The organism is Enterobacter cloacae complex sp. AR_0002 (assembly GCF_001922365.1).
Taxonomy (GTDB): Bacteria; Pseudomonadota; Gammaproteobacteria; order Enterobacterales; family Enterobacteriaceae; genus Enterobacter; species Enterobacter hormaechei_C.
Genome location: NZ_CP018814.1, coordinates 614863 through 640704 on the forward strand (window position 1 = coordinate 614863; position 25842 = coordinate 640704).

Annotated in this window: 20 protein-coding genes, 3 tRNA genes, 1 pseudogene and 1 other annotated feature; of the genes and pseudogenes, 14 read left to right on the forward strand and 10 right to left on the reverse strand. The window is 55.3% G+C overall.

All coding sequences use genetic code 11. From position 1 onward, the window contains the following. Nucleotides 1-3 precede the first annotated feature (3 nt). Together hisG and hisL are read right to left on the reverse strand one after the other, a co-directional pair. On the reverse strand, nucleotides 4-903 hold the full coding sequence (gene hisG / locus AM329_RS03015; RefSeq protein ID WP_003859492.1) for an ATP phosphoribosyltransferase: 900 nt from the start codon (nucleotides 901-903) through the stop codon (nucleotides 4-6). 45 nt (nucleotides 904-948) lie between these two features. Further along, nucleotides 949-1072: a sequence feature (His leader region), on the reverse strand. Continuing rightward, nucleotides 1048-1098 carry a his operon leader peptide gene (gene hisL, locus AM329_RS25360; RefSeq protein WP_099516347.1) on the reverse strand — a complete coding sequence of 17 codons (51 nt, stop codon included), beginning with the start codon at nucleotides 1096-1098 and terminating at the stop codon, nucleotides 1048-1050. Its footprint overlaps the feature before it by 25 nt. Nucleotides 1099-1270: 172 nt before the next feature. Between hisL and AM329_RS03020 the strand changes: the two genes are divergently transcribed. The 4 genes and pseudogenes from AM329_RS03020 to plaP all read left to right on the forward strand — a co-directional run bounded on the left by AM329_RS03020 (nucleotide 1271) and on the right by plaP (nucleotide 4695). Then, entirely contained in the window at nucleotides 1271-2095 is an 825-nt protein-coding gene (locus AM329_RS03020) for an SDR family oxidoreductase (RefSeq protein WP_023314447.1), read from the forward strand. A 41-nt stretch (nucleotides 2096-2136) separates the two neighbouring features. After that, a pseudogene (locus tag AM329_RS03025) lies at nucleotides 2137-3065 on the forward strand (LysR substrate-binding domain-containing protein). Nucleotides 3066-3284: 219 nt separating this feature from the next. Then, complete coding sequence (gene yoeI / locus AM329_RS25365; RefSeq protein ID WP_099458931.1) at nucleotides 3285-3347, forward strand: membrane protein YoeI; 63 nt, start codon at nucleotides 3285-3287, stop codon at nucleotides 3345-3347. Further along, nucleotides 3337-4695, forward strand: coding sequence for a putrescine/proton symporter PlaP (plaP, locus tag AM329_RS03030; RefSeq protein WP_003859499.1), 1359 nt, complete (start codon nucleotides 3337-3339; stop codon nucleotides 4693-4695). Before yoeI ends, plaP begins: the two co-directional genes overlap by 11 nt. Before the next feature lie 123 nt (nucleotides 4696-4818). On the opposite strand, the gene sbcB is transcribed toward plaP, so the two are convergent. Beyond that, nucleotides 4819-6255 carry an exodeoxyribonuclease I gene (gene sbcB, locus AM329_RS03035; RefSeq protein WP_015572402.1) on the reverse strand — a complete coding sequence of 479 codons (1437 nt, stop codon included), beginning with the start codon at nucleotides 6253-6255 and terminating at the stop codon, nucleotides 4819-4821. A 191-nt stretch (nucleotides 6256-6446) separates the two neighbouring features. Here sbcB and dacD point away from each other — a divergent pair, with 191 nt between their 5' ends. From dacD to AM329_RS03055, 4 genes are all read left to right on the forward strand, one after another. Next, nucleotides 6447-7619 carry a serine-type D-Ala-D-Ala carboxypeptidase DacD gene (gene dacD, locus AM329_RS03040; RefSeq protein ID WP_047740833.1) on the forward strand — a complete coding sequence of 391 codons (1173 nt, stop codon included), beginning with the start codon at nucleotides 6447-6449 and terminating at the stop codon, nucleotides 7617-7619. 118 nt (nucleotides 7620-7737) lie between these two features. After that, nucleotides 7738-8211 carry a DNA gyrase inhibitor SbmC gene (gene sbmC, locus AM329_RS03045; protein ID WP_032609631.1) on the forward strand — a complete coding sequence of 158 codons (474 nt, stop codon included), beginning with the start codon at nucleotides 7738-7740 and terminating at the stop codon, nucleotides 8209-8211. Nucleotides 8212-8302: 91 nt separating this feature from the next. Continuing rightward, nucleotides 8303-9361, forward strand: a complete 1059-nt coding sequence (locus tag AM329_RS03050) for an FUSC family protein (RefSeq protein ID WP_003859506.1) — start codon at nucleotides 8303-8305, stop codon at nucleotides 9359-9361. A gap of 147 nt (nucleotides 9362-9508) precedes the next feature. Continuing rightward, nucleotides 9509-9844 carry a DUF496 family protein gene (locus tag AM329_RS03055; RefSeq protein ID WP_000450410.1) on the forward strand — a complete coding sequence of 112 codons (336 nt, stop codon included), beginning with the start codon at nucleotides 9509-9511 and terminating at the stop codon, nucleotides 9842-9844. A gap of 147 nt (nucleotides 9845-9991) precedes the next feature. Here AM329_RS03055 and AM329_RS03060 read toward each other — a convergent pair. Beyond that, nucleotides 9992-10067 (reverse strand) — tRNA-Asn (locus AM329_RS03060). Nucleotides 10068-10293: 226 nt separating this feature from the next. Here AM329_RS03060 and emmdR point away from each other — a divergent pair. Together emmdR and AM329_RS03070 are read left to right on the forward strand one after the other, a co-directional pair. Then, nucleotides 10294-11712, forward strand: coding sequence for a multidrug efflux MATE transporter EmmdR (gene emmdR, locus AM329_RS03065; protein ID WP_023324934.1), 1419 nt, complete (start codon nucleotides 10294-10296; stop codon nucleotides 11710-11712). A gap of 103 nt (nucleotides 11713-11815) precedes the next feature. Next, nucleotides 11816-11891: transfer RNA gene (locus AM329_RS03070), tRNA-Asn, on the forward strand. Nucleotides 11892-12026: 135 nt separating this feature from the next. Here the strand turns inward: AM329_RS03070 and AM329_RS03075 are convergent. Next, nucleotides 12027-13481 (reverse strand): AMP nucleosidase, encoded by a 1455-nt coding sequence (locus AM329_RS03075; RefSeq protein WP_023324933.1) that lies wholly within the window; start codon nucleotides 13479-13481, stop codon nucleotides 12027-12029. A gap of 76 nt (nucleotides 13482-13557) precedes the next feature. Continuing rightward, on the reverse strand, nucleotides 13558-14874 hold the full coding sequence (shiA, locus tag AM329_RS03080; RefSeq protein ID WP_032609628.1) for a shikimate transporter: 1317 nt from the start codon (nucleotides 14872-14874) through the stop codon (nucleotides 13558-13560). A gap of 256 nt (nucleotides 14875-15130) precedes the next feature. On the opposite strand from shiA, the gene pagP reads away from it, so the two are divergent. Continuing rightward, on the forward strand, nucleotides 15131-15706 hold the full coding sequence (gene pagP / locus AM329_RS03085; protein WP_032609626.1) for a lipid IV(A) palmitoyltransferase PagP: 576 nt from the start codon (nucleotides 15131-15133) through the stop codon (nucleotides 15704-15706). Here the strand turns inward: pagP and AM329_RS03090 are convergent. The 3 genes from AM329_RS03090 to AM329_RS03100 are packed head-to-tail and all read right to left on the reverse strand — an operon-like array spanning nucleotide 15703 to nucleotide 20812. Beyond that, nucleotides 15703-16668 (reverse strand): acyltransferase, encoded by a 966-nt coding sequence (locus AM329_RS03090; protein WP_032609624.1) that lies wholly within the window; start codon nucleotides 16666-16668, stop codon nucleotides 15703-15705. The two genes, pagP and AM329_RS03090, sit on opposite strands and share 4 nt — an antisense overlap. After that, nucleotides 16665-19727 (reverse strand): efflux RND transporter permease subunit, encoded by a 3063-nt coding sequence (locus tag AM329_RS03095; protein ID WP_032609622.1) that lies wholly within the window; start codon nucleotides 19725-19727, stop codon nucleotides 16665-16667. Before AM329_RS03095 ends, AM329_RS03090 begins: the two co-directional genes overlap by 4 nt. Next, the gene (locus AM329_RS03100; protein WP_032609620.1) at nucleotides 19727-20812 is read right to left on the reverse strand and encodes an efflux RND transporter periplasmic adaptor subunit; all 1086 of its coding nucleotides are present in this window, start codon (nucleotides 20810-20812) and stop codon (nucleotides 19727-19729) included. The genes AM329_RS03095 and AM329_RS03100 overlap by 1 nt, the downstream gene beginning before the upstream one ends. A 472-nt stretch (nucleotides 20813-21284) precedes the next feature. Here AM329_RS03100 and AM329_RS03105 point away from each other — a divergent pair, with 472 nt between their 5' ends. From AM329_RS03105 to ldtA, 3 genes are all read left to right on the forward strand, one after another. Next, nucleotides 21285-21716, forward strand: a complete 432-nt coding sequence (locus tag AM329_RS03105) for a universal stress protein (RefSeq protein WP_003859525.1) — start codon at nucleotides 21285-21287, stop codon at nucleotides 21714-21716. 47 nt (nucleotides 21717-21763) lie between these two features. Further along, complete coding sequence (locus AM329_RS03110) at nucleotides 21764-24457, forward strand: cation-transporting P-type ATPase (RefSeq protein ID WP_032609618.1); 2694 nt, start codon at nucleotides 21764-21766, stop codon at nucleotides 24455-24457. Nucleotides 24458-24519: 62 nt separating this feature from the next. After that, the gene (gene ldtA / locus AM329_RS03115) at nucleotides 24520-25443 is read left to right on the forward strand and encodes a L,D-transpeptidase (RefSeq protein WP_003859528.1); all 924 of its coding nucleotides are present in this window, start codon (nucleotides 24520-24522) and stop codon (nucleotides 25441-25443) included. Nucleotides 25444-25535: 92 nt separating this feature from the next. Here the strand turns inward: ldtA and AM329_RS03120 are convergent. Then, nucleotides 25536-25611: transfer RNA gene (locus AM329_RS03120), tRNA-Asn, on the reverse strand. Between the last annotated feature and the right edge of the window lie 231 nt (nucleotides 25612-25842).

The window sequence follows — 25842 nt, forward strand, 5'->3', positions numbered from 1 at the left end:
TCGTTACTCCATCATCTTCTCAATTGGCAGCACCAGAATGGAGCTTGCGCCCAGCGCCTTCAGTTTTTCCATGGTTTCCCAGAACAGGGTTTCGCTGCTCACCATGTGCATCGCCACGCGCTGCTGGTCGCCCGCCAGCGGCAGAATGGTTGGACGCTCAGCGCCCGGCAGCAGGGCAATCACTTCCTCCAGACGCTCGGTTGGCGCATGCATCATGATGTATTTGGATTCACGCGCCTGAATCACGCCCTGAATGCGGGTCAGCAGTTTGTCGATGAGCTGCTGTTTGGCGTCGGCCATCTCGCCGTCGCGCTGGATAAGGCACGCTTTGGAGCGGTAGATCACCTCCACTTCGCGCAGGCCGTTCGCTTCGAGCGTGGCGCCGGTGGAGACGAGGTCACAGATGGCATCGGCCAGGCCCGCACGCGGCGCCACTTCAACAGAGCCATTCAGCAGACAGGATTTAAACTGCACGCCTTTTTGATCGAGGTAACGCTTCAGCAGGTGAGGGTAAGAGGTGGCGATACGTTTGCCGTTCAGCGCGGCCGGGCCGTCCCAGGCTTCATCGACCGGCGTGGCCAGCGACAGGCGGCAGCCGCCAAAGTCCAGACGACGCAGGGTAAAGTAACGCGGATCTTCGCCCTGCGCGCGGCGGGTTAACAACTCTTCTTCCAGTACGTTTTCGCCGATGATGCCGAGATCAACGACGCCATCCATCACCAGGCCCGGGATATCGTCATCACGTACGCGCAGAATGTCGATCGGCATATTTTCAGCCAGGGCGATCAGGCGCTGGGTGTGCAGGTTGATTTTAATCCCGCAGCGGGCCAGCAGTTCGCGTGAATCGTCGCTTAAACGGCCTGATTTTTGAATAGCTATGCGTAAACGTGAGTTATCTAACATTCTGTGTTCCTCGTTAACCTGTTTTAACCTGTCTGAATGCGGTCCAAAAAAAAGCCCCCGGAAGAAGATCTTCCGGGGGCTTTTTCATGCGTTCATGCACCACTGGAAGATCCAAACGTCTTCCAGCACACATCGCCTGAAAGACTAGTCAGGATGATGGTGATGATGGTGGTTTTTAAAAGGAACGCGTGTCATATAAATTCTCGTTGAATGCTTATGCATTTGATGTCTTTTAACCTAAACCAGTTGTACGCCATAAAGCAAGGGCTTTTTTTGATCATTAATTCATTTCATATTGATGGTATGAATTGTGCGTTCCACCAGGCTGGCGTAGCCTTATAACAGGCATCGTTAAGCGGAGAATGTAATGAAAAAGGTCGCGATTGTCGGGTTAGGATGGTTAGGAATGCCACTGGCGATGTCATTAGCCGCGAAAGGCTGGCAGGTGACAGGGAGTAAGACCACCCGAGATGGGGTTGAAGCGGCACGCATGTGCGGCATTGATGGTGTCGAGCTGCGTCTCGAACCCGAGCTTATCTGCGATACCGACGAGCTGGATGAACTGATGAATGTGGACGCGCTGGTCATTACCTTACCGGCGCGGCGCAGCGGCCCGGGCGAGACGTTTTACTTGCAGGCGGTGCAGGAGATTGTCGACAGCGCCCTGGCGCACCATATCCCGCGCATCATTTTCACCAGCTCCACCTCCGTCTATGGCGATATCGACGGTACGGCGAAAGAAAACACCGAGCGCCGTCCGGTGACCGCCAGCGGCCGGGTGCTGAAAGAGCTGGAAGACTGGCTGCACAATCTGCCTGGCACGCAGGTGGATATTTTACGCCTCGCCGGGCTGGTGGGGCCGGGGCGTCATCCGGGACGCTTCTTTGCCGGTAAATCCGCGCCGGATGGCCAGCACGGCGTTAACCTTGTACACCTTGAAGATGTTATCGGTGCAATAGAGCTGCTTTTACAGGCTCCGAAAGGGGGGCACATCTATAATATATGTGCGCCTTCGCATCCGCCGCGTAGTACCTTTTATCCGCTGATGGCGCGCCAGCTTGGCCTGGCGCCGCCGGTATTCAGTGATGCGCAGGGGGAGCGCAAAGGCAAAATTATTGATGGCAATCGTATTTGCCATGAACTGGGATTTGAATATCAGTATCCCGATCCGCTGGTAATGCCCATGGAATAATTGCGCCGGCGGAGACAATCGCACACCGCAAGGGGGCGAAGATGAAACCGCTGCTGGATGTTCTTGTTATTCTGGATGCGCTGGAAAAAGAGGGGAGCTTTGCCGCCGCCTCGGCGAAGCTCTATAAAACCCCTTCGGCTCTGAGCTACACCGTGCAAAAGCTCGAGAGCGATCTTAATATCCAAATCCTTGACCGCACCGGGCATCGCGCGCGTTTCACCCGTACAGGGCAGATGCTGCTGGAAAAAGGGCGTGACGTGCTGCATACGGTTCGCGAGCTGGAAAAACAGGCCGTTAAGCTTCACCAGGGCTGGGAAATGAGCTGGTGATTGGGGTTGATGATACATTCCCTTTCTCCCTGCTTACCCCGCTTATTGAGGCGTTCTATCAGCGCCACAGCGTCACGCGGTTGGTTTTTATCAATGGCGTGCTGGGCGGTTCCTGGGAGGCCCTGACGCAGGGAAGGGCGGATATCATCGTTGGCGCGCTGCATGAGCCTCCCCAGTTGAGCGAATTTGGTTTTGCGCGGCTGGGTGTTCTGGAGCAGGTTTTTGCCGTTGCGCCTCATCACCCGCTGGCGAATGAACCGGAGCCGGTTACCCGACGCGTCATTAAAAACTATCGTGCCATTGTGGTTGGAGACAGTTCTCGCCCCGAGTGCGGCATTTCATCGCAGCTGCTGGATGAGCAGGAGGCCATCACCGTTTTTGATTTTAAAACCAAGCTGGAGCTGCAAATAAGCGGCCTGGGGTGCGGTTACCTTCCCCGTTATTTAGCGCAGCGGTTTATTGACAGCGGAGCGCTGGTGGAAAAACAAGTTTTAGCGCAGAGCAGTAACGAATCGGTATGGGTGGGCTGGAATGAACAGACCGCCGGCCTTGCCAGCGCCTGGTGGCGAGACGAAATTTTAGCAAATAGTGCTATCGCGACAGTTTACACTCAGGCAGATGATGGTAAATCAACCACTTAGAAAAATTATTTTATGGGCAGGTTTCTCAATGTATTGCCTTTTGTATCTTGAATAGGGCAAAATGCCGCCGCTGCAAACAAATAAATAATCGACGATATAAAAGGCGTCGGTTATTTTTTTTTGCATGTACGAAACGAAACTAAAAACCAAGAGGCCGGGCTTCGTACCGGATAGATACTTACTAAAATCCGACAGTTGTTGTCGCTGAGGAAGAAAGAAATGGGGCAATTTTTCGCTTACGTGGCGGTTATCACCGTAAAGGAGAATAACTATGTCGCATAACGCAACTCCAAACACCTCTCGCGTGGAATTACGTAAAACGCTTACGTTGATTCCGGTTGTCATGATGGGCCTTGCCTATATGCAACCGATGACGCTGTTCGATACATTCGGTATCGTTTCAGGCCTCACGGACGGTCATGTGCCGACGGCTTACGGCTTTGCACTGATTGCGATCCTCTTTACCGCGCTCAGCTACGGTAAACTGGTGCGCCGTTATCCGTCTGCCGGTTCCGCCTACACCTATGCCCAGAAATCCATCAGCCCGACGGTAGGCTTTATGGTGGGCTGGTCTTCGCTGCTCGACTATCTGTTCGCGCCGATGATCAACATTCTGCTGGCAAAAATTTATTTTGAAGCGCTGGTGCCATCGATTCCATCCTGGATGTTCGTCGTGGCGCTGGTGGCCTTTATGACGGCCTTCAACCTTCGCAGCATCAAGTCCGTTGCCAACTTTAACTCCGTTATCGTTGTGCTTCAGGTTGTACTGATTGCCGTGATCCTCGGCATGGTGATTTACGGTGTGTTCCACGGTGAAGGCGCGGGCACTCTGGCGAGCAGCAAGCCGTTCTGGTCTGGTGATGCGCATGTGATCCCGATGATTACCGGGGCGACGATTCTGTGCTTCTCCTTTACCGGTTTTGACGGTATCAGCAACCTGTCTGAAGAAACGAAAGATGCAGAGCGAGTAATTCCGCGTGCAATCTTCCTGACGGCGCTGATTGGCGGCCTGATCTTTATTTTCTCGACCTATTTCCTCCAGCTGTACTTCCCGGATATCTCTCGCTTCAAAGATCCGGATGCTTCTCAGCCGGAAATTATGCTCTATGTGGCGGGTAAAGCGTTCCAGGTCGGCGCGCTGATCTTCTCCACCATCACCGTACTGGCGTCCGGTATGGCCGCGCATGCAGGCGTTGCGCGTCTGATGTACGTTATGGGCCGCGATGGCGTATTCCCGAAAAGCTTCTTCGGCTACGTGCATCCAACATGGCGTACCCCGGCGATGAACATCATTCTGGTCGGTGCGATCGCGCTTCTGGCGATTAACTTTGACCTAGTGATGGCAACGGCGCTGATTAACTTTGGTGCGCTGGTGGCGTTTACCTTTGTTAACCTGTCGGTGATCTCTCAGTTCTGGATCCGTGAAAAGCGTAACAAGACGCTGAAAGACCACTTCCAGTATCTGTTCCTGCCGATGTGTGGTGCTATGACCGTGGGCGCGCTGTGGGTTAACCTGGAAGAGAGCTCAATGGTGCTTGGCCTGATTTGGGCAGGTATCGGCCTGGTTTACCTGGCCTGTGTGACGAAGAGCTTCCGCAACCCGGTTCCTCAGTACGAAGACGTCGCGTAAGACTGCGTCGGGTGGCGGCTACGTCTTACCCGACCTAAATACCCCGCAGGCCCGCGTAAGCGAAGCGCCATCGGGCAAAAAAAAAGCCGGAGACATCGCCTCCGGCTTTTTTGTACCCGCTATTCAGACAATCTCTTGCGCATACTGGAACAGCGCTTTCAGCAGCGCCTGCTTCTCAGCATTCCCTTCATACTGACCGTAAAGCATCTCCAGCTCCTGGGCGTAGCTATTAAGAAACTCCGGCGTAAACACGTTGCGCCGATGCTGTAACCAGCGCTCCTGCTCTGCTTCATCCAGCGTGCCGGGATAGTTGCGCGCGCGATAATTAAACATCAGCTTCTCAATGCGCTTATCTGCGAAGGTGATATCCAGCGCGGGCAGGTTACGCGGGTCGGTTTGCAGCACGATATTCATCGCCGCGCGATCGGCGTCGCTGAAGAAGCCGTTATAAAGCTGCGCATCCACATTCTCAGACGGCACGAACGGCTCTGCTTCGGCAAAAATGGCGACGACTTTCTCGCGCACCTGCGGGTTGTCGCGCAGCACTTTCAGGTTATCGAGGCAGTGCTGACGGTTAATCCCCAGCCGGTCGGCGTCTTCCGGGCGTAGCGTGTTGGCCTGCGCCAGCACCGGGCACTTATTAATGTGCACCAGTTTTACCGGTACGGCTGGCAGGTCACCCAGCGCCTCTTTCGGCGTATAGAGCCGTTCACGTAAGGTGTCGCTGTCGAGCTCAAGCAGCGGGGAGATATCTCCGGCAAGATCCACCATGATGACGGCGTTACGGTTGTCCGGATGCCAGGCAAGCGGCGCCACCCAGCTTGTATTCCCGCGCCACGCACCGAACATCCCTGAAATATGCACCAGCGGTTTCATCTGCGGCACGTCAATTAGCGTCATCAGCTTTTGCTTGCTGCGATGGCTCAACAGATACTCAAACAGGCGCGGCTGCGCGGTTTTTACAAGTTTCGCCATAGCGATGGTCGCGTAAACGTCTGCCATCGCGTCGTGGGCATTGCTGTGCTCAATGCCGTTGGCCCGCGTCAGGTGCTCGAGCCTGAAGCTCGGCAAGCCGTCGTCGTTCTCCGGCCAGTTAATCCCCTCCGGGCGCAGCGCATAGCAGGCGCGCATGATATCCAGCAAATCCCAGCGTGAATTACGGTTCTGCCAGCTCCAGGCATACGGATCGTAGAAGTTGCGGTAGAAGATATTGCGCGTCACTTCATCGTCAAAACGGATATTGTTGTAACCCACCACGCAGGTATTGGGCACCGTGAACAGGTCGTGGATGCGACGGGCAAATTCTGCTTCGCTAACGCCTTTATCCCGCGCTTCCTGAGGCGTGATGCCCGTCACCATCACCGCGCCCGGCTGCGGCAGATAGTCATCGGCGGGCTTACAGTAAAACACCTCGGGTTCGCCGATGACGTTAAATTCGTCATCGGTACGGATAGCCGCAAACTGCGCCGGTCGGTCCAGCGCCGGATGGGTGCCAAAGGTTTCGTAATCGTGGAACAAAAAAGTCGGGCGCGCGGCAGAGTCAGACACCAGTAATCTCATCCTGTTAAAAGTTGACGTCTCTATGGTAAACGATTGGGGTGAGCAGTCCGAACAAAAAGCACCGTCAGGCAAGAAATTTGCGAGATTTGTTCCGAAAAAATCTGCGTTCTGTCACATTTTTTTGCAATTAAGGCAGGTAACGACATCAGAACTCCCGTAAAAAGGTCATCGATTTTTACTGACCTGAGGATATACCGTTGAAACGCCGTCTGTTTATTGCTGTTTCTTTACTCGCTTCGAGTATTTCATCCGCGCTGGCTGCCGAGCCGCTGGATTTTTCACCTCAGCCGCCTGCCATCCAGGCTGGCTCCTGGGTATTGATGGATTACACCACGGGTCAAATCTTAACGGCGGGCAACGAACATCAGCAGCGCAATCCGGCGAGCCTGACCAAACTGATGACGGGGTACGTTGTCGATCGCGCCATTGATAGCCACCGCATCAGCCCCGATGACATTGTGACGGTCGGACGTGACGCCTGGGCAAAAGGCAATCCGGTCTTTGACGGTTCGTCGCTGATGTTTCTGAAGGAGGGCGATCGGGTTTCCGTGCGCGATCTCAGCCGCGGCCTGATTGTTGATTCCGGCAATGATGCCTGCGTGGCGCTGGCGGATCACGTGGCGGGCGGTCAGCCGCAGTTCGTCAGGATGATGAATGACTATGTTGAAAAACTGAACCTGCGCGATACCCACTTCGAAACCGTACACGGGCTGGATGCACCGGGTCAGCACAGCTCCGCCTACGATCTCGCCGTGCTTTCACGGGCCATCATTCACGGCGAGCCTGAGTTCTACCACATGTACAGCGAGAAGAGCCTGACCTGGAACGGCATCACCCAGCAGAACCGCAACGGCCTGCTGTGGGATAAGACCATGAACGTGGATGGCCTGAAAACGGGACACACCTCGGGCGCGGGCTTTAACCTGATTGCCTCAGCGGTGGACGGTCAGCGTCGACTGATTGCGGTGGTGATGGGGGCAGACAGCCCGAAAGGACGTGAAGATCAGGCGCGCAAGCTGCTGCACTGGGGACAGCAAAATTTTGATACGGTGCAGATCCTGCATAACGGTAAAAAAGTGGGAACCGAGCGCATCTGGTACGGCGATAAAGAGCAGATCGCGCTGGGCACGGATCAGGACTTCTGGCTGGCATTACCCAAATCGGAAGTGCCGAACATCAAGGCGAAATACGTGATGGATAAAAAAGAGCTGGAAGCGCCGATCGCCGCGCATCAGCGGGTAGGGGAGATCCAGCTGTACGATCGTGACAAGGTGGTCGCGCACTGGCCATTGGTTACGCTGGAAAGCGTTGAAAAGGGTGGACTTTTCTCCCGTCTTGGCGATTATCTGCATCATAAACTCTAACCTTTTCGGGCAGACTGGCAGTGTTGCGAGTCTGCTCACATAATAAACACTCCTGGATTGCCGATAATCTCGATTCTGCTTTACAGTGTATATATATACAGTAATAAACGGAGGCAGCATGGACTACAGCATCAGGCAGCAACAGAAACGTACGATTGCAGGCTTTCATCTCGTGGGGCCGTGGGAAAAGACGGTCAAGCAGGGATTTGAACAGCTGGTCATGTGGGTAGATGGTCGTCATATTCAGCCGCAGGAGTGGGTGGCCGTTTATTATGACAATCCGGATGACGTGCCGGCAGAAAAGCTCCGCTGCGTTACCGCCGTAACGGTAGTAGACGATTTCACTATTCCTGAAAACAGCGAAGGGGTGATGATGACCGAAATTGCTGCCGGAGAGTATGCTATTGCCGCCGCGCGCGTTGAAAATCATGATTTCGCTACTCCATGGTATCAGTTCTTCAACTCCCTGCTGGAAGACAGCAAATTCCAGATTGCACCAAAACCCTGCTTCGAACGCTATCTGAACGATGGCAATGCTGACGGCTACTGGGATATTGAGATGTTTGTACCGGTAGAGCACAAAGTGGGATAATCCTGCGAAACGCAGGGTTTTTCAGCCGGGCGCGATCCACCCGGCTGAAAACACAGTACAATTGTGGTTTGCCGTAGAGCTGGAGACGGGTGTGCGCCCCGACAAGTCATTAACCCCTTTTGAAATTCGGTTATACAAACATTATCGCGTGGTGCACGGTTGCCGCATTGCGCTGGCGTTTGTGTTGACCTTCGTACTGGTTCGTTTGCTGGATATCCCGGAAGGGACGTGGCCGCTGATCACGCTGGTGGTGGTGATGGGGCCGATCTCATTCTGGGGGAACGTGGTCCCGCGCGCTTTCGAACGCATAGGCGGTACCGTTTTAGGCTCAGCGCTTGGGCTTATTGCCCTGAAGCTGGAGCTGATTTCATTTCCGTTCATGTTGCTGTGGTGCGCGGTGGCGATGTTTCTTTGCGGATGGCTGGCCCTCGGCAAGAAACCGTATCAGGCGCTGCTGATTGGCATTACGCTCGCGGTTGTGGTCGGCGCACCTGCGGGCGATATGACCACCGCATTGTGGCGAAGCGGGGACGTAATCCTCGGCTCGTTGCTCGCCATGCTGTTTACCGGCATCTGGCCGCAGCGCGCCTTCCTGCACTGGCGCATTCAGATGGCAAACTACGTCACGGCATTTAACCGGGTCTACCAGGCCGGGTTTTCGCCGAATCTGATTGAGCGTCCGCGGCTGGAAAAGCATCTGCAAAAAATCCTCAATGATGTGGTCAAAATGCGCGGGTTAATTACCCCGGCAAGCAAAGAAACCCATATCCAGAAAGCCATCTTTGAAGCTATTCAGACGGTCAGCCGTAATCTGGTCTGTATGCTTGAACTGCAAATCAATGCCCACTGGGCCTCACGCCCCAGCCATCTTCTGATGCTCAACGCGCATACGCTGAAAGAGACGCAGCAGATGACGCAACAAACCCTGCTGACCATCGCTCATGCGCTCTATGAAGGTAACCCGCAGCCGATACGGGCGAACAGCGAGCGGCTGAACGAAATCGTCGCCGAGCTCAAACAGCTGATGAATGAGCGCCAGGGCGACAATGTGGCGGAAACGCCCATCCACGGTTATGTCTGGCTGAGTATGGAGCTGGCGCGGCAGCTGGAGTTGTTATCGCAGCTGATTTGCCGGGCTCTGCGCAAATAAAAAGCGTATGTGATGCCTGCTGCTTCGATTCAGCAACAATTAGGGTTATGATGGTTTTAAACGATATACTCATTGTCATTCGCAGCCGCTGTCTGTTAAAACGGTTGCTTTAACGAATCCGAATCTCACATTATCAGGGGTGTAAAAATGGAAACTACCAAGCCTTCGTTCCAGGATGTTCTGGAGTTCGTCCGCCTGTTCCGCCGCAAAAACAAGCTACAGCGCGAAATCCAGGACGTAGAGAAGAAGATCCGTGACAACCAGAAACGTGTCCTGCTGCTGGACAACCTGAGCGACTACATCAAGCCAGGTATGAGCGTTGAAGCTATTCAGGGCATCATCGCCAGCATGAAGAGCGATTATGAAGATCGCGTTGATGACTACATCATCAAAAACGCTGAGCTGTCCAAAGAGCGTCGCGACATCTCCAAGAAGCTGAAAGTGATGGGCGAAATCAAAAACGTCGACGCGAAAGGCGAGTAATCGCACACTCTGTTGCCCGGTGGCGCTGCGCTTACCGGGCCTACAGGACTGTTATCACGTAGGTCGGGTAAGGCGAAGCCGCCACCCGAAAATTTTACCGAACGCAAAAAAGCAAAAAGCCTGCTCTAAAAGCAGGCTTTTTAAATTTGGCTCCTCTGACTGGACTCGAACCAGTGACATACGGATTAACAGTCCGCCGTTCTACCGACTGAACTACAGAGGAATCGTTGTGGAGGCTTATCTTAGCGGCGAAAAAACTTTTGTCAAACCTGATCTCAGGCAAAAGCGTTTGTTTGATGATTCTGTCGTCATTTTGTTGTAAATCCAAACATAATTTTATGGAAAATACTTTGCAGGATACGCATTTCTGCCCCATCATTTGAAATGGAGTTTCAACTTTCTCGCTAAGGTCCATTTTGAACGTCACCGCACCCCTACGCCAGGCGATTATGCGCACGCCCTGGTATGCAAAACGTAAGAGTTATCGAGTTCTCTTCTGGCGTGAAATCACCCCCCTTGCTGTGCCTATTTTCCTGGAGAATACCTGCGTCCTGTTGATGGGCGTGCTGAGCACATTCCTGGTGAGCTGGCTCGGTAAAGAAGCTATGGCCGGGGTAGGGCTGGCGGATAGTTTCAATATGGTGGTGATGTCCTTCTTTGCCGCTATCGATCTCGGTACGACGGTGGTGGTGGCGTTTAGCCTGGGTAAGCTCGATCCGAAGCGTGCCCGCGAAGCGGCCAGACAGTCGCTGATGATCATGACCCTCTTTTCGATCATCCTTGCGGCGGTTATCCATTATTACGGCAAAGAAATTATCGACTTTGTCGCGGGAGAAGCGACCAGTGAGGTGAAGGATCTGGCTCTCACCTACCTGGAAATGACGGTGCTGAGTTATCCGGCGGCTGCCATCGCGCTGATTGGTAGCGGCGCGCTTCGTGGAGCAGGGAATACCAAAATCCCGCTGCTGATCAACGGCGGCATGAACATCCTGAACATCATTATCAGCAGCGTTTTGATTTATGGCGTCTTTTCCTGGGAGGGGCTGGGCTTTGTCGGCGCGGGTTTAGGACTGACCATTTCCCGCTATATTGGTGCGGCGGCGATAATCGGCGTACTGATGGCGGGAATTACGCCATCGCTGCGCCTGACGCTGAAAAGTTATTTCCGTCCGCTTAACTTCGCCATTATCTGGGAAGTGATGGGGATCGGGATTCCGGCCAGCATCGAATCCGTGTTGTTTAACGGCGGGAAACTGCTGACGCAGATGTTTGTTGCCGGGATGGGAACAGACGTCATCGCCGGCAACTTTATTGCCTTCTCCATTGCCTCACTCATTAACCTGCCGGGAAACGCGCTGGGGTCGGCGTCGACGATCATCACCGGCAGACGTCTCGGAAAGGGGCAGATAGGGCAGGCGGAACGGCAGCTTCGGCATGTCTTCTGGCTTTCAACCATTGGACTGACGGCGATTGCGTGGGGAACTGCGCCTTTTGCCGGGCTGATGGCCTCGTTCTATACGCATGAAAATGACGTGAAAGAGGTCGTGAAGGTGCTCATTTGGCTCAACGCGGCGTTTATGCCAATCTGGGCCGCGTCCTGGGTACTTCCTGCCGGGCTGAAAGGGGCGCGCGATGCCCGGTTTGCGATGTGGGTCTCCATGCTCGGCATGTGGGGCTGTCGCGTCGTGGCGGGCTACACGCTGGGGGTAATGTTAGGTATGGGCGTTGTCGGCGTCTGGCTGGGGATGTTCCTTGACTGGGCCGTGCGCGGCGCGCTGTTCTACTGGCGCATGGTGAGCGGGCGCTGGCTGTGGAAATATCCGCGAAAAAAACCGGAGCAGGAGGTTTCGGAAACGGCAAGTGCCTGACAAATGTGCGAAGTGGAGAATAAATCGGCAAACGATTGAAAATCTGCATTCACCCTTTGACATCCTCAGGGCGCATCGATAATATGCGCCCCGTTCACACGATTCCTCTGTAGTTCAGTCGGTAGAACGGCGGACTGTTAATCCGTATGTCACTGGTTCGAGTCCAGTCAGAGGAGCCAAATTTAAAAAAGCCTGCTTTTAAAGCAGGCTTTTTGCTTTTCTGCGTTCGGTAAAATTGTCGGGTGGCGGCTTCGCCTTACCCGACCTACGAAATCCCAGGCCGGGTGAGTGGTATGCGTGATGTGTCCTTGTTATCAGCGGAACGGTGGCTCATTGAAGGTGCGCAGCTTGCGGGAATGCAGTTTGTCGCCCTCTGCACGCAGTAAATCGATGGCGCGAATACCAATCTGAAGGTGCTCTGAGATCGCCCCTTCGTAAAAACGGTTCGCCTGGCCCGGCAGTTTGATCTCGCCGTGCAGCGGTTTATCGGACACGCACAGCAGCGTGCCGTAAGGGACGCGGAAGCGGTAGCCCTGCGCGGCAATGGTGGCGCTTTCCATATCGATTGCGACCGCACGGCTAAGATTGAAACGCAGGGCGGAGGCGGAATAGCGCAGCTCCCAGTTACGATCGTCGGTGGTAACGACCGTACCGGTACGCAGGCGCTGTTTCACCTCTTCACCCGGCATGCCGCTCACCTCTTTGGTGGCGTCGTACAGAGCGCGCTGCACTTCCGCGATACTCGGGATAGGAATATCCGGCGGCAGAACCGCGTCAAGAACATGGTCGTCACGCAGATAAGCGTGGGCGAGGACGTAATCGCCAATCAGCTGGCTTTCACGCAGGCCGCCGCAGTGGCCGATCATCAGCCAGACGTCCGGGCGCAGTACCGCCAGATGGTCGCAGATGGTTTTCGCATTCGACGGGCCAACGCCGATGTTAATCAGCGTAATGCCCTGACCGTCGGCGGTGATCAGGTGCCAGGCTGGCATCTGGTGCTTTTTCCACGCCAGGTCGGAGATGGCCTCTTCCGGTGCTTCGGTTTCGGCGGTGATCCAGATCCCGCCCGCGCAGGAGAGGGCGACGTAAGGGCTGTCCGGGTCGAGGATCTGGCTACAGCCCCAGCGGACAAATTCGTCTACATAGCGGGTGTAGTTGGTAAACAGCACGAACGGCTGGAAATGTTCGGCTGGCGTGCCGGTGTAGTGGCGCAGGCGTGCCAGCGAGAAATCGACACGGCGGGCATCAAAGTGCGACAGCGGTGAAAACTCTGCCGGGTGATAGATCCCGTCCGCCGTCTCATCGCCAATCTGCGACAGCTCAGTGGTCGGGAAATGACGGGTCAGCCCTGCGCTCATGGAGCGATCCAGCGTCAGCGCTGAGCCGTCTATCACGTACGGGTAAGGGATCTCGTGCAGGGACGGCTCAACGCTGATATGCGCGCCGTAATCCTGATACAGCAGGGTAAGCTGCTCTTCCAGGTAGGGGCGGAACAGCGCAGGTCGCGTGATGGTTGTGCTGTAACAGCCGGAGTGGGTGAAACGCGCATAGGCGCGGGTTTTCGGATTACTGCTGGCGCTGCCGTCCCAGGTGACAGAGAGCGATGGATAAACAAAAAGGCCCTGGGTTCTGGCCTTTTCATCGGGAAGTTTCCCTGTTTCGATATAGTCACTGATGGCGCTGCGCAGTGCATTGACGGACTGTTCATACAGCGCGTCGAGTTTTTCCAGCGCCTGAGCCGGGGTCAGGCTGGAGCCCTTATTATTCATGTCTGTCTCCTTGTTCCACAGGTGTGCGGCTATACCCGATAGTATGCCACACGCCTGTGAAACAAAAGTGAGGAGATCAGCTGTGCGCGGTTTCATTCATCAACAGGGCGGTGGCAGCAGAAAGCAGGCAACCCGCCAGCAGATAAATCGCCACGCTATGCCAGTTACCGCCGGAGAACGTCACCAGCGCGGCGGCGATAAACGGCGTAAACCCGCCGCCGACCACGCTCGCCACCTGATATCCCACGCCCGCGCCGCTGTAGCGGTAGCTTGCGCCAAACAGCTCGGTGAACATTGGCTGCTGCACGCAGACCACCATGTCGTGAGCGATGTTCGCAAGCATGATCGCGAAGAAGACAATCCAGAAGACCGACTGTGCCTCCAGCGCCATAAAGAACGGCCAGGCGCTAAGTGTGCCGATGAGCGCGCCCGTGATATACACCCGTCGACGCCCATAGCGATCCGCCAGCCAGGCGAAGCAGGGGATGGTCAGGCAGCTGATCCCGCCCACCACCAGGCCAATATTCAGGAACAATTCCCGCGGCAGGCCGAGGTTTTGCGTGGAATAGTTGAGGGCAAAGGCGGTGACGATATACATCGTCAGCAGTTCGCACAGGCGCAGGGCGATAATTTTCAGAAAAGCGCCAGGGTGCTGCACCAGCGCTTCCATCACCGGCAGCCGTTTTTTGGCGACCGGTTTTTCGCGCTGCTGCCGCTCAAACTCAGCCGACTCTTCCATGCCGTTACGGATCCACAGGGCCACCACGACCAGCACAATGCTGAAGATAAACGGAATACGCCAGCCCCAGCTCAGGAACTGCTCGTCTGTCGTGAGCTGGCTTATTAGCGACACCAGACCCGTGGAGAGCAGCAGACCCACGCCATAACCTACCTGCACGCCGCTGCTGTAGAACGCTTTCTTGTTCTTCGGCGCGCTTTCCACGGACAGCAATGCTGCGCCGCCCCATTCGCCGCCAACGGCAAAGCCCTGAATGGCGCGCAGCGTCACCAGCAACACCGGGGCCCACCAGCCAATCGATGCAAAGGAGGGCAAAATACCGATTAGCGCGGTGGCAATACCCATCATCCACACGGTGAGCATCAGCATACGTTTACGGCCAAGGCGATCGCCGAAGTGGCCGAAAATTATCCCGCCCAGCGGACGAAACAGAAAACCGACGCCGAAGGTGGCAAACGCAGCAAGCGTACCCATGGCGGGGCTGATCTGGGGAAAGAATTCACGGTTAAAGACCAGCGCAGCGGTAATACCGTAGAGCAGAAAGTCATACCAGTCGACGACGGCGCCTGCGAAGCTACCTAAAGCGGCGCGGCGGGCGCGGTTAAGCGAAGGTGTCTCCTCGTTGCGGCGAGCGGAGATAAGGGTGGAGTCCATAGTTGTCCTGTCTGTACTGATTTTTAATTATTGGTATAAGAAAAGGTCACTCACATCACGGCCGTCATATTGGCGGAACGTATGAGACTACCGCGACACGCGGCCTGAGAAAACGTTTTTATCTTTCCTGAAAGCGCAGAATAAATAAATTTCATCTTATCGGGCGACAACATAAATCAGCCTGTTTGGCTCCGGTTAGGGCTGAATGGTTTACAGTAATAATGATCGCTGTGTGACGTAAGCTGAGGGAATAACGATGCAACGCCTCTTTCCTGCACTGTGGGTAGTCCTGTTTTTAGTCGTATCTCCGCTGCATGCGGAGCAGAAAGTCTATGGCGAACAGCGTATTCATCGCTGGTGGGATGCAGTAACGGACGATATTGCGCAAACCTGGGAACAGCCGGATCGTTACGATCTCTACCTTCCGTTTTTGAGCTGGCATGCACGCTTCATGTATGACAAAGAGAAAACGGATAATTACAACGAAATGCCGTGGGGCGGGGGGCTGGGCGTGTCTCGCTACAACGACGAGGGCAACTGGAGCGCGCTGTTTGCCATGATGTTTAAAGATTCCCACAACGAGTGGCAGCCCGCGATGGGTTACGGCTGGGAGAAGGGGTGGTATCTGGATAACGCAAAAGATTTCCGTCTGGGGCTGGGGGCCGCCGCGGGGATCACCGCGCGCGACGACTTTGCCAACTATGTCCCGCTGCCGTTTATCTTCCCGCTTTTCTCAGCCGGATATAAGCGCGTCACCGTCCAGTTCACGTATATTCCTGGGACCTACAACAACGGCAACGTGCTGTTTGCCTGGCTGCGCCTGGGCTTTTAGAGGGTGATCACTTTTTTGGCCACTGTGTTGGACAGGATCAGCAGCGAAAACAGGACCGACGTAACAAACGTAAGCACAATCAGAGCAAGTTTGGTGCTCAGGGACGTCACCGGAATGAGCGCGGTCAGCAGGTGAAACACCGAGTAGTGCATGATATAGACCCCGGTCATCGTTTTGCTAATGGCGGCCAGCACGGACTCTTTAAACTCCGCATTGCGGCGAAACCGTACGCCATTTGCCGCAATCACCAGGGCAATAATCAGAATGTAAATTTGCGATCCGGTGAGGATAAAGGCGTTTCTGTCTGCTTTAAATAGCGTAAAAAAGAAGTGCCGTTCGTAAAACCATGTGAAGAGATAGATAAACGGTATCGCAATCACCGCGGCCCTGACCACGTTTTTGCGGCCGATCCACGCCGCGATCTGCGGATCGCAAAAGAGCTGGCCTGTCAGATAAAACAGCAGCCACGTCCACAGGCGATACTGCGGCGACAATGAAAGGACGTGGGCATCAGGATAGAGGGCCGACAGCAAATCGTACCCGTATGAGAAAAGCAGCAGGGCGGCAATCACCCCGCTAAAGAGCGTTCGTCGCTGGCTGAGCCGCTCCACCACCGGGTGAAACGTGTAAATCACGATAAACGCGAACACGAACCACGGCTGGATCAGATATCCGCGCTGGTAGGGCTCCCACAGGTAGTAAATGGTTACCCAGAACAGAAAGACGATCACCAGGCGTTTGATCTTATCCAGCTGCCAGCGCGTGCCGTGTCGGGATTGCCCGTCCAGATACCCTGCAACCACAAAAAATAACGGTGTGGCGATGGTCGAAATGAAGGTTAAAAAACCGAGGATCCAGTGATAGTCATAATCGTAATGATCCCAGGTGTTGTAGATGGTGAAAAAGGTAACCGCCGTCATACAGCCCAGCGTCTTGATGATATTCAGCCCTGTCGCATTCATTGTTGTTCAGCTTTGTCCTTACGATGGAAACACGCGTAAATTACGGGGAGTACCAGCAGCGTCAGGATTGTAGCAAACCCAAGCCCAAACATAATCACAACGGCCATGCTCTGGAAGAACACATCCAGCAGCAGAGGGGCGAGGCCGAGTACGGTCGTAAAGGCGGTGAGGAGGATGGGACGCAGGCGCGACGTGGCGGCGTAAACGATCGCACTGTGCTGATCCTGCTGCGCTTTCTGCTGTTCTATCTCTTCCACCAGCACAATGCCGTTGCGGATCAGCATCCCGCTCAGGCTCAGCAGGCCAATCAACGCCATAAAGCCAAAGGGGATGCCGGTAATTAAAAACCCCGGCGTCACGCCGATCAGCGCCAGCGGCACGGTCAGCCAGATAGCGACGGCGTTTTTCACCGAACTGAACATCAGCACCGTGATCACAAACATCACCAGATACCCGATCGGCAGCGTGGTAAATAGCCCCTGCTGCGCTTCGCTGGAATTCTCCGCGTCCCCGCCCCACTCAATGCTGTAGCCGTGGGGCAGGGGCAGGGCATCTATTTGCGGCTTCACGCGGGCGAGAATATCGCCGGACGTTTGCTGGCTCAACGGGTCAGGGTCGGTCTGCACGGTCAGCACGCGCGAGCGGTCGCGACGCAGGATCAGCGGATCTTCCCACTCCAGCGCGAAGCCGCTGACGACGTTGCTCAGCGGAATATACTGCTGCCGGGTCTGGCTCCAGACCAGGACGTTGTTCAGGTGGTTGGCGTCCAGCCGCTCGCTTTCCGGCGGGCGCACCACCACGGGTAACAGATCGCTTCCTTCTCTGTACAGTCCTGCCCGGCTGCCGGAGAAATTCATCTCCAGTGCGTTATCGACGTCCTGCTTATCCACGCCAAGCTCACGTCCGAGCGCGGTGACGTACTGCGGGCGGATCACTTTGCTGCGGTTTTGCCAGTCGTTCCTGACGCTGTCCGTCGCCGGATCGCGCGTAAGAATGTTGTCTACCTGGCTGGCGATCAGACGCAGCCTGTCGGGATCGGGGCCTTTAATACGCACTTCAATAGCGCTGTCGCCGGAGGGGCCAAACATCACCCGCTTCGTGCTGGCGTTAACCTGCGGATAGTTCCGGGCGATGTACTCATCAACGTGGCGGGTCAGGGCGGGGATGTTACGCTGGTCGTCCATTCTCACCATGATTTGCGCATAGTTGCTGTACTGCCGCTGTCCGCTGTAGGTCAAAATAAATCGCATACTTCCCTGACCAATCGTCGAGACCGTGGTTTCCACGCCAGGCTGGCCGTTAATGGTTTTCTCGATATCACTGGTCATCTTCTCGGTCCATTTAATGTCGGTACCGTAAGGGAGCCAGAGGTCGACAAAGAAAATCGGCGTGCTGGAGGAGGGGAAGAAGTTCTGCCGCACCGAGCCAAAGCCCCAGATGGCGGCTGCCAGCAGTGCGGCCATCACCACCAGCGTTGGCGCTTTACGCCGTAACAGCGCGTTGAGCACCGCCTGATAGATCCGATAGATGCGTTTGTCATAGGGATCCGTTTCGTCAGCCTCTGGCGGCGCAGCGTCCCGTTTAAACAGCCACCATTTGATCAGCACCGGTGTAATGGTGAGGGCAGAGAACCAGCTCAGCATGAGCGAAATCAGCAGAACCTGAAACAGCGACTTACAGTATTCGCCGGTAGAGTCCTGCGACAGCCCGACGGGCGCAAAGGCCAGGATGGCGATCACCGTCGCACCCAGCAGCGGCAGCGCAGAACGGCGAATAATGTTGCTAATGGCGTTCATCAGGGACGAGCCCTGCTGCCGGGCTATCAGTACCCCTTCGACAATAACAATGGCATTGTCGACCAGCATGCTGAGGGCGATGATCAGCGCGCCCAGTGAAATGCGCTGTAGTTCAATACCCCAGAGATACATGATCAGCAGCGTACCCAGCACATTAAGCGCGAGGGAAAAGGCGATAATGATCCCGCTGCGTAAGCCCATAAAGATCAGCAACACACCGACGACAATCGCCAGCGCCATCAGGAAGTTAATGATAAATCCGTTAACGGAATGCCCGACCTCCGCCGCCTGATCGTAGAACAGGTCGATATGGATACCTGCCGGTTTCTCGGCTGACATCTGCTCAAGCTTCGCCTCCAGGGCATCTCCCACGTCGATCACGTTAACGCCGGGGATAAAGGAGACGCCCATGATGACGGCTTCTCTGCCGTTGGCATGGTAGATGCTGGCAGGGGAGGCATCCAGCCCGCGTGAAAGGGTGGCAATATCCCGTAAGCGGGTAGCCGCCCCAACGCCCGGCGGGGTCACGATGAGATCGGCCAGCTCGTCAATACTCTCGAATTCACCGGTAGGATGCAGACGAATTGACTCGGTACCGGAGGGGATCTCTCCCGCGCTGGAGACCACGTTCAGCCTGCTGAGCTGGGCAGAAAGCTGGTTCAGCGTTATCCCGCGCGCGGCCATTTTGCTCAGAGAAATATCCACGTTAATCTGCTGGGTGAGGGCTCCGCCGATGGCCACTTTGCCCACGCCTGGCACGAGGACCAACTCCCGGCGCAGCTGCTCGGCATACCGGACCAGTTCCGGATTGCTGAATTCATCGCCGGAAATGGCAAAGAAAAAGCCGAACACATCGCCAAAATCGTCATTCACAAACGGGGTCACTACGCCGGGTGGAAACTGTCGGGCGGCATCACCCACCCGGCGACGCAGTTCATCCCAGATTTGCGGCAGCGCATTTGAGTGGTAGCGCGAGGCTATATTGACCGTAATCTGCGACAGGCCGCTGGAGGAGATGGAGCTGACGTTATCCAGGTAAGGTAATTGCTGAAGCGCGTTTTCCAGCGGCAGGGTGACCTCTTCCTCAACCTGCTGCGCCGACGCGCCCGGATAATGGGTGATCACCACCGCCGTTTTGATGGTAAACGCCGGATCTTCCAGTCTGCCGATGTTCAACAGGGCAATAATGCCGCCTACGCCCAGCAGCAAAATCGTCAGCCAGACGCGAACCGGGTTGCTGATAAACTGACGAGAGATATCCATTACAGTCCCCGTTCACGCGTCCAGATACGTACCGGCTGGTTGGGATGTAACTCCCCAACGCCTGCGGCCACCACGCGTTCACCCGCCTTAAGCCCACCGACGATGATGACCCCCTCAGCGCTGACTTGCCCCACGCTGACCTTACGATCTTCAAGGTGCAACGTATCGTCTTCGCCCGCCACCACCCAGACGTGTGGCTCATTGCGCGGGCGGTTATCCGGGTTAAAGACCGCTTCAACCGGCACCACCAGCGCCTCACTGCCCACGCCCGCCGGTAGGTTGGTTAAATTGATGGTGACCGTTCCGCTGACGCCGCCCACGACGGGAAAATCATCCGGGCGGGGCATGGTTAAAATTACCTGCCAGGTCAAAGTGTTGCTGTCGCTACTGCCTGAGTGCTCTTTGTACACAGCGGTAAACTCGCGACCGGGCAGGGCGTTGATCCTCACTACCGGTTTGTACTGCGCATTGCGAATATCGAAGGTGTTAAACAGGTTCTCTGGAAGGCTGAACACCACGTCCAGCAGATCGGTACGGGTCAATGTGACGACGGGCTGGCCGGCTGAGACGACCTGATGATTTCGCACATGTACGCTGGCCGCTGTCCCGCTAAAGGGGGCGACGAGCGTCATCTGACTCAATTCTTCGCGTGCAATCTGAAGCGCGGCGTTTGCAGAATCGCGGTTTGCGCGCTGGACATCCATCTCGGCCTTCGACACGGCCTGGCGTCCTGCCAGGGTCTGGAAGCGGTCGAATTGCCGCTGAGCCAGGGTCGCCGTCGTTTGCCTGTCGTTCAGACGCTGCCGGGCTTCGCGATCGTTAAGACTGGCGAGCCGTTGCCCCTGTTTGACAACGGCACCCTGGCGAATGTCCAGGGTCTCAATCTGCCCGGCACGTTTGAACGCAAGATCCGTGGCGTCGCCGGATTCGATACGGGCGGGAAAGACGCGCTGCTGCGCGTTGCCAGCCTTCACCACCTCTGCGACTTTTACCATTTTCGGCAGGGGCGCGGCGCGGTCGGATTTCGGATCGCACGCCGTCAGCAGCAATAAAACAGCAGGCAGAAGAGAGAGGTAGCGCTTCACAGTATTCCCCTGATAATAATTGTTTTATTTATTTCGTCATCAATGCTGGGGTGGCGCTATTCTGCCAGGGCCGAGACGACCACATAGGTAAATAAACCGATTGCTGTGCTGGCGATAATGGCGAGCGCAATAAACAAACCAAGGCGAATCAGGCTTAAACCGTACATGCATTCCTCCATGAGGTTGAAGGTGGCGCGGGATAAAGAGAATGAACGTATTGCATGCCTGACTATGAGCATAGTCGGTGAATAAATAAATGTTAAATAACCATTATTAGTGGCGTGACATACTCAGGCTATACAAGCGTTACGATAGCGTATCCCCTTTGAATAACATCCTGATATTCCTGTGCTACGTTTAATAGCATCCATTCCTTTTTTCCGTAAAAGGCATTCACGCCTGTACCCATGGGGTTGATGCGATCTCTCCTGATTCACTCACTGTTGTGTTGGTTATAAAAAGGATGCTTGATATGTATAAAACGATTCTGGTGCCGGTGGATGTATACGAAACAGCGTTGTCTGATAAAGCGCTACAGCATGCCCAATTCCTGGCGCAAAGCGCATCGGGTAATGTCCATCTGCTGTACGTTATGCCAAAGTTCTCGGCGGAACTGACCCGCGGTTTTATTGCAGACGCGAGAAAGATGGATGAATATATGATTAATAATGCTAAAGAAAAACTGGCTGCGCTGGTAAAAAAAATCAACCTGCCGGAAGCAAATGTCCATCTGCATGTTCGCAGCGGGAATATACGTGATGAGGTAATCAAACTGGCGGATGAACTTAACGTCGGTGCGATTATTGTGGGATCGCGTAATCCCAATATTCAAACCCATTTATTAGGGTCAGAGGCGGCGAGTATCGTTCGTTATGCGCATGTTCCTGTTTTCGTTATTCGTTAATGACATGAAAGCAAGGTGATTTCTGAAAAGAACCCGAGGAAGGAACGATGATAACAGAAAAGCCTCACCGCCCGTATTATCAACAGACCGTTGATGAAACCCTGACAAATATCCAATCCAGCCTCGACGGACTCAGCAGTACAGAAGCGACCGCCAGGCTGGAAAAATACGGCGAAAACGCCTTACCGCAAAAAACGGGTAAACCCGGCTGGCTGCGCTTTCTGGCCCATTTCAACGATGTCCTTATTTACGTCCTTCTGGCGGCGGCGCTGCTGAAGCTGATAATGGGACACTGGGTGGATATGTTTGTCATTCTTGGGGTGGCTATCATTAACGCCCTGATTGGCCATATTCAGGAGAGCAATGCGGAGAAATCGCTGCAAAGCATTCGTAATATGCTCTCCAGCGAGGCTGTGGTCATCCGGCAGGGCAACCATGAAACTATCCCGACGACAGCGCTGGTGCCCGGAGATATCGTCGTGATACGCGCCGGGGATCGCATTCCTGCCGATCTTCGCGTGATAGAGGCGCACAACCTGCGGGTGGAAGAAGCTATTCTCACCGGCGAATCCACGGTAGTGGAGAAAAGCAGCGATGTGCTCAGCGGCGAACTCCCGTTAGGTGACCGTTACAATCTGCTGTATTCGGGCACCACCGTCAGCTCCGGCGGGGGAAAAGGGCTGGTGGTGGCAACCGGTGGGGAGACCGAACTCGGCCATATCAACCAGATGATGTCAGACATTGAAAAACACCGTACCCCGTTGATGGTGCAAATGGACAAGCTCGGCAAGACCATTTTTATCACCATTCTGGTGATGATGCTGGCGCTGTTCGTTTTCAGCCTCATCTTCCGCGATATGCCCGTTTCAGAGCTGGTGCTGTCGCTGATTAGCCTTGCGGTGGCGGCGGTGCCGGAAGGATTACCGGCCATTATCTCGATCATCCTCTCGCTGGGCGTGCAGGCGATGGCGCGTCGCAAGGCGATTATTCGCAAGCTGCCTACCGTGGAAACGCTGGGGGCGATGACGGTTATCTGCTCGGATAAAACCGGCACCCTGACCATGAATGAGATGACGGTAAAAGCGGTGATTACCGCGGACACCACCTACCGCGTCGAGGGAGACAGTTACGAACCGGTGGGCGCTATTCACCCTGTTGACGATCCAACACCGGTCACCGTGACCCAGGGGTCTGTGCTTGAGCGCTATCTGCGCACCGTCGATCTCTGTAATGACAGCCAGCTGATCAAAGATGAGCAGGGGCTGTGGAAAATCACCGGCGGGCCAACCGAAGGCGCGCTGAAGGTGCTGGCGGCCAAAATCCCGCTTCCGACAATTGACGCCGAATTGCGCAGTAAAATCCCATTCGATTCGCAATATAAATACATGTCCACCCTTTATCGCCTGGGCGACGAAGAGGTGATGTTAATCACCGGTGCGCCGGACGTCCTTTTCCGTCTTTGCCAGCACCAGCAGACCCAAAACGGGCTGGAGCCGTTCAACCTGCACTATTGGGAAGAGAAGATTGAAGAGTATGCGCGCGAGGGATTGCGCATGGTGGCTGCGGCCTGGAAACCGGCCGCCAGCGGGCAGCGCGAGCTGACGCATGCGGATCTGCAAGAGGGGGTCATACTGCTCGGCATTGCGGGCATGATGGATCCCCCGCGCCCGGAAGCCATTTCGGCCATTGCCGACTGCTTGCAGGCGGGCATTCGCGTGAAAATGATTACCGGGGATCATCCACAAACGGCGATGAGCATTGGACAGATGCTGGGTATTGGCAACGCGGCGAGCGCCATTACCGGGCGCGAGCTGGAAGCGATGGACGACCACCAGCTGAGCGAGGCGGCGCAAAAATACGATATCTTTGCCCGAACCAGCCCGGAAGATAAATTCCGCCTGGTGCAGGCGCTGCAAAGTAAGCAGGAAGTGGTCGGAATGACCGGGGACGGGGTGAACGATGCGCCTGCGCTGAAGCGGGCGGATGTCGGCATCGCGATGGGGATCAAAGGTACTGAAGTCACCAAAGAAGCCGCCGATATGGTGTTAACGGATGATAACTTTGCCACCATTGCCCGGGCGGTCCATGAAGGGCGTCGGGTCTACGACAACCTGAAAAAGACCATTTTGTTCGTTATCCCGAGCAACATCGCCCAGGCCCTGCTGATCATTATTGCCCTGCTGGCGGGGAACCTGATCCCGTTAACGCCGGTACTGATCCTGTGGATGAACATGGCAACCTCGGCAACGCTGTCGTTTGGCCTGGCGTTTGAAGCGGGTGAGAAGGACATCATGAACCGGCCGCCGCGTAAGTCTAACCTGCATGTGATGGACGGTTATGCCATCTGGCGAGTGGTGTTTGTCGGCCTGATGATTGCCATCAGCGCCTTTGTGCTGGAGGCCTGGCTGCAACCTCGCGGCTACTCGCCGGAGTTCATCCGCACCGTGTTGCTGCAAACGCTGGTCACCGCCCAGTGGTTTTACATGCTCAACTGCCGCGTCACCGACGGCTTCTCCCTGAGTAAAGGTCTGCTGGCTAATAAGGGGATATGGATCGTGAGCGGCGTACTTCTGGCCCTTCAGCTTCTGATCATCTATGCGCCGTTCATGCAAATACTGTTCGGTACCGAAGCGCTACCGTTCCGCTACTGGATCATTACCTTCCTGATTGGGTTTGCGATGTTCATGATTGTTGAAGCAGAAAAAGTCCTTACCCGGAGATGGCGCACGACGAAAAGATGACTGAATGAGCAGGCTAAGCCTGCCCACCGGCAGGCTTTCTCTTTGACTGAGTACAGAACACTATGATTCGATTTGCCTCGTTCGTTTTTACGCTTGGTATTCTGGTTCCCGCTGCATCTGCTGTAACCTACCCCCTCCCTCCGGAGGGCAGCCGCCTGGTGGGGGCGCCGATCACCATCACCGTGCCTGAGGGCAATACTCTGCCGCTCGAAGCGTTTGCAGCGCAGCACGGACAGGGGTTGAGCAATATGCTGGAAGCCAACCCGGGGGTGGATCCGTTTTTACCGCGAGCCGGAACACAGCTGGTGGTACCCCAGCAGCTTATTCTGCCGCCAACGGTGCGCGAGGGAATTGTGGTGAACGTCGCGGAAATGCGACTTTACTATTATCCACCCGGCAGCAACACGGTTGAGGTGCTGCCTATTGGCATCGGTCAGGCCGGGCGCGAAACGCCGCGTAACTGGGTAACCGCCGTTGAGCGCAAACAGGAAGGCCCAACCTGGTCACCCACGCCAAATACGCGACGCGCTTACGCGAAGGAAGGGAAAACGTTGCCCGCGTTCGTTCCCGCCGGGCCGGATAACCCGATGGGGCTGTATGCCCTTTATATCGGCAGGCTGTACGCGATCCACGGTACTAACTCAAATTTCGGCATTGGTCTGCGCGTCAGCCAGGGCTGCATTCGCCTGCGTAATAACGATATCAAATACCTGTTCGATAACGTTTCGGTGGGGACGCGGGTACAGCTTATCGATCAGCCCGTAAAAGTGACCACGGAGCCGGACGGTAGCCGTTGGGTAGAGGTTCACGAGCCGCTTTCACGCAATCGCGCGGAATTTGAATCGACAAATAAGGTGCCGCTGCCCATTTCAGCCGCACAAAGGACGCAGCTGATAAGTGAAGGGGCGGGCGCTGAACTGGAACGGCGGTCGGGGATGCCGGTGAAGCTTGCTATGACTGGTAGCGCTTCGCTTGCCGGGCCTTGAGTACCGTAGGTCGGGTAAGCGGAGCGCCACCCGACAAACTTACCGAACGCAGAAAAGCAAAAAGCCTGCTTTAAAAGCAGGCTTTTCAAATTTGGCTCCTCTGACTGGACTCGAACCAGTGACATACGGATTAACAGTCCGCCGTTCTACCGACTGAACTACAGAGGAATCGTGTGAACGGGGCGCATATTATCGACCTCCGTACGCCTTGTCAAAGGATGGATCGCCCACTTTAGACTGTTTGCTGACAAAACCAGCAAAGTGACGTTTTTGCCAACGGAATGCACCATTATTGTGCAGATATACCCCGAATGGGGCAGATCGGAAACCGTTGTCCCCATCTCAAAACAGGCATCAGTGATTGGCTTTCCTTATTTTCAGCCGCTTAGCAGAGACATA

Coding starts and splice junctions, on each gene's coding strand:
- shiA (WP_032609628.1), bottom strand. CDS start 14,874: ATGGACTCCACCCTTATCTCCGCTCGCCGCAACGAGGAGACACCTTCG.
- sbcB (WP_015572402.1), bottom strand. CDS start 6,255: ATGAGATTACTGGTGTCTGACTCTGCCGCGCGCCCGACTTTTTTGTTC.
- AM329_RS03095 (WP_032609622.1), bottom strand. CDS start 19,727: ATGGATATCTCTCGTCAGTTTATCAGCAACCCGGTTCGCGTCTGGCTG.
- ldtA (WP_003859528.1), top strand. CDS start 24,520: ATGATTCGATTTGCCTCGTTCGTTTTTACGCTTGGTATTCTGGTTCCC.
- AM329_RS03055 (WP_000450410.1), top strand. CDS start 9,509: ATGGAAACTACCAAGCCTTCGTTCCAGGATGTTCTGGAGTTCGTCCGC.
- AM329_RS03105 (WP_003859525.1), top strand. CDS start 21,285: ATGTATAAAACGATTCTGGTGCCGGTGGATGTATACGAAACAGCGTTG.
- AM329_RS03020 (WP_023314447.1), top strand. CDS start 1,271: ATGAAAAAGGTCGCGATTGTCGGGTTAGGATGGTTAGGAATGCCACTG.
- hisG (WP_003859492.1), bottom strand. CDS start 903: ATGTTAGATAACTCACGTTTACGCATAGCTATTCAAAAATCAGGCCGT.
- plaP (WP_003859499.1), top strand. CDS start 3,337: ATGTCGCATAACGCAACTCCAAACACCTCTCGCGTGGAATTACGTAAA.
- sbmC (WP_032609631.1), top strand. CDS start 7,738: ATGGACTACAGCATCAGGCAGCAACAGAAACGTACGATTGCAGGCTTT.
- AM329_RS03090 (WP_032609624.1), bottom strand. CDS start 16,668: ATGAATGCGACAGGGCTGAATATCATCAAGACGCTGGGCTGTATGACG.
- AM329_RS03110 (WP_032609618.1), top strand. CDS start 21,764: ATGATAACAGAAAAGCCTCACCGCCCGTATTATCAACAGACCGTTGAT.
- AM329_RS03075 (WP_023324933.1), bottom strand. CDS start 13,481: ATGAATAATAAGGGCTCCAGCCTGACCCCGGCTCAGGCGCTGGAAAAA.
- pagP (WP_032609626.1), top strand. CDS start 15,131: ATGCAACGCCTCTTTCCTGCACTGTGGGTAGTCCTGTTTTTAGTCGTA.
- emmdR (WP_023324934.1), top strand. CDS start 10,294: ATGCGCACGCCCTGGTATGCAAAACGTAAGAGTTATCGAGTTCTCTTC.